15 protein-coding genes are annotated in these 11,687 nt (G+C 39.4%); 1 reads left to right on the top strand and 14 read right to left on the bottom strand.

Features of this window, described 5'->3' with window-relative positions:
- Positions 1-4 precede the first annotated feature (4 nt).
- The 14 genes from nuoK to aspS all read right to left on the bottom strand — a co-directional run bounded on the left by nuoK (position 5) and on the right by aspS (position 11,072).
- A complete protein-coding gene (gene nuoK / locus GUU89_RS03950; RefSeq protein ID WP_162126706.1) occupies positions 5-325 on the bottom strand; it encodes an NADH-quinone oxidoreductase subunit NuoK in 321 nt (106 codons plus the stop codon).
- Entirely contained in the window at positions 325-840 is a 516-nt protein-coding gene (locus GUU89_RS03945) for an NADH-quinone oxidoreductase subunit J family protein (protein WP_162126705.1), read from the bottom strand. The genes nuoK and GUU89_RS03945 overlap by 1 nt, the downstream gene beginning before the upstream one ends.
- Positions 840-1,391: a NuoI/complex I 23 kDa subunit family protein gene (locus GUU89_RS03940; RefSeq protein WP_162126704.1), complete on the bottom strand. Its 552-nt coding sequence runs from the start codon at positions 1,389-1,391 to the stop codon at positions 840-842. The genes GUU89_RS03945 and GUU89_RS03940 overlap by 1 nt, the downstream gene beginning before the upstream one ends.
- 11 nt (positions 1,392-1,402) lie before the next feature.
- Positions 1,403-2,458: an NADH-quinone oxidoreductase subunit NuoH gene (gene nuoH, locus GUU89_RS03935; protein WP_162126703.1), complete on the bottom strand. Its 1,056-nt coding sequence runs from the start codon at positions 2,456-2,458 to the stop codon at positions 1,403-1,405.
- Entirely contained in the window at positions 2,451-3,500 is a 1,050-nt protein-coding gene (locus tag GUU89_RS03930) for a 2Fe-2S iron-sulfur cluster-binding protein (RefSeq protein WP_162126702.1), read from the bottom strand. The genes nuoH and GUU89_RS03930 overlap by 8 nt, the downstream gene beginning before the upstream one ends.
- 65 nt (positions 3,501-3,565) lie before the next feature.
- Complete coding sequence (locus tag GUU89_RS03925; protein WP_162126701.1) at positions 3,566-3,940, bottom strand: four helix bundle protein; 375 nt, start codon at positions 3,938-3,940, stop codon at positions 3,566-3,568.
- Positions 3,941-3,946: 6 nt separating this feature from the next.
- Positions 3,947-5,308 carry an NADH-quinone oxidoreductase subunit NuoF gene (gene nuoF / locus GUU89_RS03920; RefSeq protein WP_162126700.1) on the bottom strand — a complete coding sequence of 454 codons (1,362 nt, stop codon included), beginning with the start codon at positions 5,306-5,308 and terminating at the stop codon, positions 3,947-3,949.
- A 4-nt stretch (positions 5,309-5,312) separates the two neighbouring features.
- The gene (locus GUU89_RS03915; RefSeq protein ID WP_162126699.1) at positions 5,313-5,843 is read right to left on the bottom strand and encodes a complex I 24 kDa subunit family protein; all 531 of its coding nucleotides are present in this window, start codon (positions 5,841-5,843) and stop codon (positions 5,313-5,315) included.
- A gap of 5 nt (positions 5,844-5,848) precedes the next feature.
- Positions 5,849-7,084, bottom strand: a complete 1,236-nt coding sequence (nuoD, locus tag GUU89_RS03910) for an NADH dehydrogenase (quinone) subunit D (protein ID WP_162126698.1) — start codon at positions 7,082-7,084, stop codon at positions 5,849-5,851.
- Positions 7,085-7,225: 141 nt separating this feature from the next.
- The gene (locus GUU89_RS03905) at positions 7,226-7,744 is read right to left on the bottom strand and encodes an NADH-quinone oxidoreductase subunit C (RefSeq protein WP_162126697.1); all 519 of its coding nucleotides are present in this window, start codon (positions 7,742-7,744) and stop codon (positions 7,226-7,228) included.
- 1 nt (position 7,745) lies between these two features.
- Positions 7,746-8,291 (bottom strand): NADH-quinone oxidoreductase subunit B, encoded by a 546-nt coding sequence (locus tag GUU89_RS03900; protein WP_131474946.1) that lies wholly within the window; start codon positions 8,289-8,291, stop codon positions 7,746-7,748.
- 33 nt (positions 8,292-8,324) lie between these two features.
- Positions 8,325-8,690: an NADH-quinone oxidoreductase subunit A gene (locus GUU89_RS03895; protein ID WP_162126696.1), complete on the bottom strand. Its 366-nt coding sequence runs from the start codon at positions 8,688-8,690 to the stop codon at positions 8,325-8,327.
- A 208-nt stretch (positions 8,691-8,898) separates the two neighbouring features.
- The gene (locus tag GUU89_RS03890) at positions 8,899-9,099 is read right to left on the bottom strand and encodes a cold-shock protein (RefSeq protein WP_162126695.1); all 201 of its coding nucleotides are present in this window, start codon (positions 9,097-9,099) and stop codon (positions 8,899-8,901) included.
- A 221-nt stretch (positions 9,100-9,320) separates the two neighbouring features.
- Positions 9,321-11,072: an aspartate--tRNA ligase gene (aspS, locus tag GUU89_RS03885; protein ID WP_162126694.1), complete on the bottom strand. Its 1,752-nt coding sequence runs from the start codon at positions 11,070-11,072 to the stop codon at positions 9,321-9,323.
- A 172-nt stretch (positions 11,073-11,244) separates the two neighbouring features.
- On the opposite strand from aspS, the gene GUU89_RS03880 reads away from it, so the two are divergent.
- Positions 11,245-11,664: a hypothetical protein gene (locus GUU89_RS03880; protein WP_162126693.1), complete on the top strand. Its 420-nt coding sequence runs from the start codon at positions 11,245-11,247 to the stop codon at positions 11,662-11,664.
- Positions 11,665-11,687 lie beyond the last annotated feature (23 nt).

Genomic DNA, 11,687 nt, shown 5'->3' with positions numbered 1-11,687 from the left:
CGGGTTATCCTTTTAAATTCTTTAAATTATCAATATCAATGGAGCCTAAGTTTCGGTAAACGGAAACCAAGATAGCCAGTCCGACAGCAACTTCAGCAGCAGCAACGGCCATAGAGAAAAACACGAATACCTGTCCTTCGGCATCTTGATGGTAAGTAGAAAAGGCTACAAACAATAAGTTCACCGCGTTCAACATAATTTCAATCGACATGAAAACGATGATGGCATTTCTGCGGTACAACACTCCGAACACCCCGATACAAAAAAGCAGTACCGAAAGGAAGATGTAGTTTTCTATCCCTATTTGATTTAAAATATTGTTCATTATTTTTTCTCTGTTTTTTCTTTTTTAGACAATAAAACCACACCAATCATAGCCACTAACAATAGTATAGAAGCAAATTCGAAAGGCACCATATATTCGTTCAGCAATACATTCCCCAATTTACGAATCGATTGGAAATCTTCGCCCGAAGTATCGTAATCCCCCATGATGGTTTTCGAGTTGATGAAAATGGTTACCAAAACAATACTCATGATAATAAACACTACGATGGCACCCAATCGGGTAATTCTAGGTTTATGCACTTCGTCTTCTTTATTCAAGTTCATTAACATGATCGTAAACAGGAAGAGTACCATAATCGCTCCGGAATACACTATGATATGAACAATTGCCAAGAACTGGGCGTTGAAAAGCAAGTAGTGACCGGCAATCGAGAAAAAGCAAAGCACTAAATAAATGGCGCTGTGAATAGGGTTTTTACTGTAAATGGTTAAAAACGCCGTGGCCAAAGTAATGGCTGCTAAAAAGTAGAAGGTAATTAATATTGGCGACATTAGTTAGCGTTTTTAAGTTGAGCGTTCTTCATAGCCATTTCTAAAGGCATAACCAGTTTATCTTTTCCGAAAATGAAATCTTCACGGTCGTAATTGGCCGGAACCAATTCTTTGGAAATGGTTAAGTAAATAGCGTCTTTAGGACAAGCTTCTTCACACAAACCACAGAAAATACAACGCAACATGTTGATTTCATAGATTTCGGCATATTTTTCTTCACGGTACAAATGCTCTTCGCCTTTTTTGCGTTCGGCGGCTTTCATCGTGATGGCTTCTGCCGGACAAGACAAAGCACACAAACCACAAGCGGTACAGTTTTCACGCCCTTGCTCGTCGCGTTTCAGCATATGTTGCCCACGGTAAACCGGACTGAAAGCACGTACTTGCTCCGGGTAATGAATGGTGGCTTTTTTTCTGAAAAAGTGTTTAATGGTAATCCATAACCCTTTGAAAATAGCCATCAGGTACATTCTTTCCAAAAAGGTCATTTCCTTGTTGGAAACTTGCTTTTTATGGCCTGATAATGATATATTTTGTATAGCTGTTGACATAATTTCTTTTCCTATTTAAATCCAAAAAAGGCAAAAATTTCACTTCTTAAAATCACAATCCCTACGACCATAATATTGACAATGGAGAGTGGAATTAAAATTTTCCAGCCTAAATTCATCAATTGATCGTATCGGAAACGCGGTATCGTCCATCTGATCCACATAAAGAAGAAGATGAAGAAACACAATTTGGCAAATAAAGCGGCAATTCCGATTACGTTAGCGATGTTAACTCCCCAATGTTCCAGTGCCCAGCCCATTCCCGGATAGTTGTACCCTCCAAAGAATAAAACGGCAATGATAGTAGAGGAGATGAACATGTTAGCGTATTCGGCAAACAGATAGAATCCCATTTTCATCGAAGAATATTCGGTGTGGTATCCTCCAATCAACTCTGATTCACATTCCGCTAAATCGAACGGTGTTCGGTTGGTTTCAGCAAACGCACAAATCAAGAAGATTAAGAAAGATAACGGTTGGTAAAATACGTTCCAATGCAATCCGTGTTGTTGTGCAGAGATTTCTTTTAAGCTTAAGGTTCCGGTCATCATCAACAAAGCAATCATCGATAATCCCATGGCTACTTCATAAGAAACCATTTGCGAAGCGGCACGAACCGCTCCCATTAAAGAGAACTTGTTATTCGAAGCCCAACCTCCAATCATGATACCGTAAACACCAATAGAAACTACCGCAAAAATGTACAATAAAGCACTATCCGTGTCGGTAGCTTGCAGTTGCACGGTTCTTCCGAAAATTTCTAATTTGTCGCCCCACGGAATAACGGCGCTGGTCATTAACGCAGCACTCATCGCAATGGCCGGTCCTAAAAAGAAAAGGAATTTATTTTTGGTATCCGGTTCAAATTCTTCTTTGGCAAACAATTTCATTCCATCCGCCAACGGTTGTAATAAGCCACCCCATCCGGCGCGGTTTGGTCCAACACGGTCTTGCAGATAAGCCGCTACTTTACGTTCAGCCCAAGTAGAATACATGGCCATTACCATCGTCACGGCAAAAACCACGACAATCAAAACGCTTTTTTCTATAATAAAGGCACTATCCATTGTTTTTTGAATTTACCGGGTTACCATCTATTTTTTCGTTGTAATCAATCTCGGCCATACTGATTTTTTTACGGTCGATATCTCTACCTTGAAGAATACCTTTTTCGGTTTCGATGATTACTTTATCTGTTTTTCCGTAATGTTTGTTTTGGTTGATAACCGAATCTTTCTCGAATTGACGAGGTCCTTCGATTACCCAATCCGCCACGTCTTTCTTGTCAAAACGACAAGTATTACAGATGAATTCTTCTACTTCGTGGTATTCGTCTTTACGAGCTGTTACTCTTTGAATTTCGTTACCAAACATCCAAACGGTAGTTTTTCCGCAACACTTATCACAATCTCTGTGCGCGTTGAAAGGTTTGTTAAACCAAACTCTCGATTTGAAACGGAACGTCTTATCGGTAAGTGCTCCAACCGGACAAACATCAATCATGTTTCCGGAGAATTCGTTGTCGATGGCTGTTGAAATACAGGTTGAAATTTGTGAATGGTCGCCGCGGTTTAATACTCCGTGAACACGTTTGTCCGTCAATTGATCCGCCACTTCCACGCAACGTTGGCAAACGATGCAACGGTTCATGTGCAGTTGAATTTTATCACCGATATCTTCCGGTTCGAACGTTCTTTTTTCTTCAATGAAACGCTGTTGTAGTTTCCCGTGTTCGAAGCTTAAATTCTGTAAATCACACTCGCCTGCCTGGTCACAAACCGGACAGTCTAACGGGTGGTTGATTAAAAGGAATTCGGTTACGGCTTTACGAGCTTCAAAAACTCTATCCGAACCTTTGCTGGCTACTTCCATACCGTCCTGACAACCGGTTACGCATGACGCAACTAGTTTGGGCATTGGTCTTGGATCGGCTTCGCTGCCTTTGGTCACATCGACCAAACAACAACGACATTTTCCGCCGGTTCCTTCTAGTTTCGAATAATAACACATGGCTGGCGGAACAGATTCTCCACCAATCATACGAGCAGCTTGTAGGATGGTTGTCCCCGGTGCTACTTCAATTTCTTGACCGTCTATGGTTACTTTCATTTATATTAAGTCTTAACGTCTTAATGTCTTAATGTCTTAATGTCGAATAGCTCAACTTTGTGACTTTATGACTTTTGACTGTCATTTAAATATTTTATAAATCCACTTATTAATTTTGAAATATCAGAAACATCATTAAATAGTTCTTCAAATTCAAGTTTTTCAATATAATTCAAATCTAATGCTAAATACAATTGCGACCTTACTTCTGCAGCGGATGCTTTAGCGATATACAAAAACTGTATAAATTCTTTATCCGTATTCCTTTCAAAACCTTCTGCAATATTGGAAGAAATTGAAATGGATGCTCTTCTTATTTGTCTTGCCAAATCAAAATCTTTTTTAAAGTTTTGATTTTCGGTTATCTCATAAATCCTTTTGTTAAAATGTCTGGCTTTCTGCCAAGAATTAATTTCTTCAAAAGATTTAAATTTTCCCATTTTACTTTATGACTTTACGACTTTCGACATTAAGACTTGTGAAAAAGGTTCAGCCACAAAGTGATCTCTATTTTTAACTTTTTCTGGGAAACGAATGTGGTATTCAAACTCGTCTCTGAAGTGACGGATAGCTGCCGCTACCGGCCATGAAGCCGCGTCGCCTAAAGGACAAATCGTATTTCCTTCAATTTTGGATTGGATGCTCCACAACAATTCGATGTCTTCTTCGCGTCCTTGTCCGTTTTCGATTCTCCATAATACTTTTTCTAACCAACCGGTTCCTTCACGACATGGGGTACATTGTCCGCAAGATTCATGGTGATAGAAACGAGAGAAATTCCAAGTGTTGCGAACGATACAAGCGCGGTCATCGTATACGATAAATCCACCCGAACCTAACATTGAACCGGTTGCAAAACCACCATCGGACAAACTTTCGTAAGTCATCAAACGGTCTTCACCGGCTGCAGTTTTGTAGATTAAATGTTCCGGAAGAATTGGCACCGAAGAACCTCCGGGCACTAATGCTTTTAAAGGTCTGTCCTGCATTCCGCCACAATACTCATCCGAATTGATGAATTCGTAAACCGAAACACCTAATTCAATTTCGTAAACCCCTTGGTTTTTGATATTTCCGGAAGCCGAGATTAACTTCGTTCCTGTTGAACGACCGATTCCGATTCCGGCATAATCTGCTCCTGAATTATTAATAATCCATGGCACGGCCGCAATCGTTTCAACATTGTTTACCACGGTTGGATTTTGCCAAAGACCTTTCACCGCCGGGAATGGTGGTTTCAAACGAGGATTACCACGTTTTCCTTCCAAACTTTCAATTAACGCAGTTTCTTCACCGCAGATGTAAGCACCGCCACCAATTTGGACGAATAATTCCAAATCGTAGCCTGAGCCTAATATATTTTTGCCTAACCAACCGGCAGCTTTCGCTTCGGCGATGGCTCTTTCTAAAATTTTGTACACCCACATGTATTCTCCACGGATGTAGATGTAAGATAGGTTGGCGCCCAAAGCGTAACTCGAGGTAATCATTCCTTCAATCAAAAGATGCGGAATGTATTCCATTAAGTAACGGTCTTTGAAAGTCCCCGGTTCCGACTCATCAGCGTTGCACACCAAGTGTCTTGGGTTGCCCGATTTTTTGTCGATAAAACTCCATTTCATTCCGGCCGGGAAACCCGCACCGCCACGACCACGTAATCCGGAAGTTTTTACTTCTTCGACTACTTCATCGGGAGTCATTTTTTTCAGGGCTTTTTCCACCGAAGCATAACCGCCTTCGCGACGATACACTTCATAGGTTTTGATGCCCGGAACATTGATTTTGTCTAATAATATTTTTCTTCCCATGATATTATTTATCGTGTAAAGTGATTTTTCCGTCTTTGCAATCAGCGATTAGCTGGTCAACTTTTTCTTTGGTCAAATGCTCTTGGTAGAAATCACCCAACTGCATCATCGGAGCATAACCGCAAGCGCCTAAACACTCTACGCCGCGTACTTCAAACATCCCGTCAGCCGTTGGTTCTCCAATGCCAACGCCCAATTTGGAACATGTATAATCCATCAAATCTTCTACGCCGTTTTGACAACAGGCAGCCGTTTGACAGAACTCGAACATGTATTTTCCGATGGGTCTTTGATTGAACATGGTATAAAAAGTAACCACTTCGTATACTTCAATAGGTAGTATTTCTAAAATCTCGGCTACTTTGTTTTGCAATTCGATACTCAACCAATTGTCGTGAGCATCCTGAACTTCGTGCAAAACAGGTAATAAAGCGGATTTCTTTTTATCGGCAGGATAATGACTGATTAATTCATTGATGCGAGCCATCAACGGTTCAGTAATGTTTATCTCTTGTTTGATGTGTGATCTTTCCATAATTCTTAAGCGTCTAATTCGCCTGCAATTACATTTAAACTTGATAAAATAACGATAGCGTCTGAAAGCATACCGCCTTTAATCATCTCGGTGTAAGCTTGATAATAAATATAACAAGGTCTTCTGAATTTCAAACGATATGGGGTACGGCTTCCATCGGAAATTAAATAGAAACCTAACTCTCCGTTTCCACCTTCTACCGCGTGGTAAATTTCATCTACCGGCACCGGCACTTCGCCCATCACAATTTTGAAGTGATAGATTAAGCTTTCCATGTTGGTATATACGTCTTCTTTCGGAGGTAAATAATAATCAGGAACGTCAGCGTGAATTGGGCCTTCCGGCATTTTGGCCAAGGCTTGTTTGATGATGTTTAAGCTTTCCCAAACTTCGGCATTACGCACACAAAAACGGTCATAAGTATCTCCTGATTTTCCAACCGGAACATCAAATTCAAAGTCTTCATACGAAGAATACGGAGCAGCTTTACGCACGTCATAATCAATTCCGGCCGCTCTTAAATTAGGACCGGTTAATCCGTATTGCATGGCTTTTTCAGCGGTGATTGGACCAACGTTAACCGTTCTGTCAATAAAGATTCGGTTTCTTTCGAAAAGGTTTTCAAATTCTTTCCAAGCGATTGGAAACTCTTCTAAGAACGTATTTAATTTTTTGAAGGCTTCGTCTGACCATTCTCTTTCGAAACCGCCAATTCTTCCCATGTTGGTGGTTAAACGAGCGCCACAAATTTCTTCGTAAATCTCGTATACTTTTTCACGGAACTGGAACACATAAAGGAAACCGGTATAAGCTCCGGTATCTACTCCAAGGATAGAATTACAGATTAAGTGATCGGTAATACGAGCCAATTCCATCACGATAACTCTTAAATATTGCGCTCTTTTCGGCACTTCAATATTTAACAATTTTTCTACTGTCATCCACCAAGCCATGTTGTTGATAGGCGAAGAACAGTAGTTCATACGGTCGGTCAATACATTGATTTGGTAAAACGGACGGTTTTCAGCAATTTTTTCAAACGCACGGTGAATGTAGCCTACGGTTGGTTCGGCATCTAAGATTCTTTCTCCATCCATTAACAGAATGTTTTGGAAGATTCCGTGTGTAGCCGGGTGTGTTGGTCCTAGGTTTAATATAGAGAGTTCGCTTCCGTCTTCGTTGCGAGTTTGTTCTATGACTTTAGCATAGCGATGCTCTGGTGGTAATAATAAATCTGACATATTGTTCAATTACGAATTACGAATTACGAATTAAAGACAGAAGCGTTTAATTGTAGTGTGTAATTCAATTTCCATTATTATCTTTTAGGTGCTAATTATTATATTTTCAAAAATTCGTAATCCATAATTACTAATTCATAATTATAAATTAGCAGGTGTTCTTCCGAAGAAACGATCATCTTTATCGGTTCTTCCACTGTCTTCCATTGGGAATTCTTTGCGCATCGGATGTGAAACCATTTCATCCATATTCAGAATTCGTTTTAATTGCGGATGGCCTTTGAAATTAATTCCGAAGAAATCCCAAGCTTCTCTTTCCATCCAATTGGCGCATAAAAACAGGTCGGTTACTGTTTCCACTTCCGCCGGGTCGGGCAAAAATGTTTTGACACGAATCCTAACATTTTCAATCCAATTGTGTAGTTGATACACTACGGCAAATTGATGGTTTTCATCATTATCCGGGAAATGGATTCCGGTCAAATCGGTTAAAAAGTGAAAATTTAAGCTTTCGTCTTCTTTCAATGTTTGAATCACTTCATGTATTGTTGAAGCAGTAGCTTCGAAAGAAAAAATATCACGTTTCATTTCAAAATTCAGCACGTTATTGCCGAACTTTTGGGATAATTTTTCTTGTATGAATGTCGTTTCTAAAGCCATGTTATAGGTTGTAAGAAGCTAATAATTCTTTATATTCCGGTGAATTTCTACGGCGAACCGATTCGTTTTTCACTAACTCCTGCAATTGCATTACGCCTTGCACGATTTGTTCCGGTCTAGGCGGACAACCCGGTACGTATACGTCAACCGGAATTACTTTATCGATGCCTTGTAAAACGGAATAAGTGTCGAATACACCGCCTGAAGAGGCGCAAGCACCCACGGCAATAACCCAACGCGGTTCTGACATTTGTTCGTATACCTGACGTAAAATAGGTGCCATTTTTTTGGAAATCGTTCCCATTACCATCAACATATCAGCCTGACGAGGAGAGAAACTTACTCTTTCCGAACCAAACCTTGCTAAATCGTAGTGAGAGGCCATGGTAGCCATAAATTCAATTCCGCAACAAGAAGTGGCGAAAGGCAGAGGCCAAAGCGAATTAGCACGAGCCAATCCGACAACGTCGTTTAATTTTGTAGCGAAGAACCCTTCACCAACTACTCCTTCGGGCGGAGCAACCATATTTGGTTTTGAATCACTCATTTATAATTCGTAATTTATAATTCGTAATTAAATCTATTCCCACTCTAATGCTTTCTTCTTGATAATATAGAAGAAGCCTACTAAAAGCAACAACATAAAAATAACCATCTTAATCATGCCTTCCATGCCTAACGCTTTAAAATTGATAGCCCATGGGTAAAGGAAAATTACTTCGACATCAAAAAGAACGAAAAGAATGGCTACTAAGAAATATTTTACCGAAAACGGAATCCTGGCATTTCCTACCGATTCGATACCGCATTCGAAGTTTTTATCCTTGTTTTTCGAGTGTCTTTTCGGACCTAAAAAACTGGAGCCAATAATGGTCATAACCACAAAGCCAACGGCTAAACCAGCCTGCATCAGTATTGGTAAATAATCTAATTGATTGGACTGCATAATGGATACTATTTAGAAGTAATAAAAAATAGCCACAAATATACATCGCATTATTTAATTCGCAAAAATAGAGCGCTAAACGTTTAGATTTTATGGGGGCAAAACATTTATTTAAACTCATTTTAAATAACAAAGTTACGCCATAAAAAAACGTCCCGAAATTTTTCGGGACGTTAAGTCATTCTAGGTAATCAAAAAATAATATATATTAGTCTTCGATAGCTACTACTTGAGCGGCTACTTTACCTTTTCTACCTTCTTCTTCTTCGTAAGATACTTTGTCTCCTTCGTTTAAACCTTCAGTTTTAACTCCGGTAGCATGTACGAAAATGTCTTTTCCGGTTTCGTCATCTGTGATGAAACCATAACCTTTAGACTCGTTGAAAAATTTAACTGTACCTGTGCGCATTGTGTTGAAATAAAAAATATTAATAATGTCCAAAGATAATTTTTATTGCGACATAACAAGCATTTCAAGTTAAAAAATTACAAAAAAATTACAAATTCAGGCAAAAGACTAAAAACTTGACAAAGAAATAGTTGAGGAATTTTAAATTATTAAATAAAAAAAGCAACTGTTTTTACTTATTTAAACAATTGCTTCTTAAATTTCTGTGAATTTGACAGTATTTAGCTCAAATTCAATTTTATATGTAATTCTTGTAATTGTGCATCATCAATTGCCGATGGAGCATCAATCATCACGTCTCTTCCTGAATTATTTTTAGGGAAAGCGATAAAATCACGGATAGTTTCCTGTCCGCCCAGTATCGCCACCAATCGATCTAATCCAAAAGCAAGTCCACCGTGTGGAGGAGCACCAAATTGGAAGGCATCCATAAGGAAGCCAAACTGATTACGAGCTTCTTCTTCGGTGAATCCTAAATATTTGAACATTAATTGTTGTGTCGCTTTATCGTGAATACGAATGGATCCACCGCCAATTTCGTTACCGTTTAACACCATGTCATAGGCATTGGCACGAACCTTTCCGGGATTTGTCGCCAGTAATTCCATATCTTCCGGTTTGGGTGAGGTAAATGGGTGGTGCATGGCGTGCCATCTTCCGCTTTCTTCGTCTAATTCCAATAACGGGAAATCTACTACCCACAATGGAGCAAATACCTCAGGATTTCTCAATCCTAAACGGGTGGCTAATTCCATACGCAAAGCAGAAAGCTGTGTACGGGTTTTATCGGCTGGACCTGAAAGCACAAAAATCATATCGCCGGCTTTGGCACCGGTCACTTTGGCCCAATTGGCTAAATCAGCTTGGTCGTAAAATTTGTCTACCGATGATTTAAAGGTTCCGTCTTCTTCGCATTTTACATAAACCATTCCGGAAGCACCAACTTGCGGGCGTTTTACCCAGTCAATCAAAGCATCGATTTCTTTTCTGGTATACGCTGCACAACCCGGAGCGGCAATACCGACAACCAATTCAGCGGAATTGAAGACACTAAAATCTTTGTTTTGTGTTACGGCATTTAATTCGCCAAACTCCATTCCGAAACGAATGTCCGGTTTGTCATTTCCGTAGGTTTTCATGGCGTGGTCGTAGGTCATTCTTGGGAATTTCTCTACTTCAATACCTTTTAATTCTTTTAATAAATGACGAGTCAGTCCCTCAAATACATTTAAAATATCTTCTTGCTCTACAAAAGCCATTTCGCAATCAATCTGAGTAAATTCAGGTTGTCTGTCAGCGCGTAAATCTTCGTCACGGAAACACTTCACGATTTGGAAATATTTGTCCATACCGCCCACCATCAATAATTGTTTGAAAGTTTGTGGCGATTGTGGCAAGGCATAAAATTGTCCTTCATTCATGCGGCTTGGCACCACAAAATCACGGGCTCCTTCCGGAGTTGATTTGATTAAATAGGGAGTTTCTACTTCGCAAAAATCTAAATCAGATAAATATTTACGCACTTCCATGGCCACTTTGTGACGGAAAAGCAACGAGTTTTTTACCGGATTTCTACGAATATCCAAGTAACGGTATTTCATACGGATGTCTTCACCGCCGTCGGTTTCATCTTCAATGGTGAAAGGAGGCGTAATCGCCGCATTCAATATATTTAATTCAGCAACCAAAATTTCAATTTCGCCTGTTGGGATGTTTTTGTTTTTAGCTTCACGTTCGATAACGGTTCCTTTAACCTGAATTACAAATTCACGTCCCAGCGTTTTAGCCAATTCAAAAACTGTTTTATCCGTACGGCTTTCGTCAAAAATTAATTGGGTAATTCCGTAACGGTCGCGTAAATCCACCCAATTCATAAACCCTTTATCTCTTGATTTCTGAACCCAACCGGCTAACGTAACTTCTTTATTGATGTGTGAAGCGTTTAACTCTCCACAATTATGACTTCTGTACATTGGAATAAAATTTTTTACTGTGTAACAATTCGACCTAACGGTCTCGGGTGGCAAAAGTAAAAAACTTAAACCAATTAAGCGGGTAAACATAAAATCAAGTTTTTATAATTCTTATGATTAAAGTGGAGAAAGAGGTATATTTGGGTCAAAATAAAATATAAATACCAAAAAAATGAAAAAATTAGCCAGTCTTATTTGCACACTTTTCATAGCCGCCAGTGGAATTTCTCAAGAAAGCATGACTTTTCAGGCCGAGATTGCCAACAAAAACGGCACTACTCTTTTTATAAAAGACGGAAAAAAAATCATTCAGGAAATCTATGCTGACAGCAAAGGGCTTTTCAAAGCTACTTTTCCCATCAAAGAAGGAATGTATGATATGTATGATGGTGTAGAGTATGCCCAATTGTATTTAAAAAATGGGTACGATTTAAAAATGACGATGGATGCACAAGCTTTTGATGAAACTATAAAATTTCAAGGGAAAGGAGCGAATGAAAACAACTATTTGGCCGAAGAAACGAGATTGGAACAAAAGTTTGATTACAATAAACTCTTGGCCTCAGACGAAGCCAGTTTCAAAAAACCATAGCGGAAAAGCAAAAAAGCGATACC

This window comes from Flavobacterium phycosphaerae (assembly GCF_010119235.1).
GTDB classification, from domain to species: domain Bacteria; phylum Bacteroidota; class Bacteroidia; order Flavobacteriales; family Flavobacteriaceae; genus Flavobacterium; species Flavobacterium phycosphaerae.
Note: the sequence above shows the minus strand (reverse complement) of the source record. Positions and strands in the feature narration are given on the sequence as shown.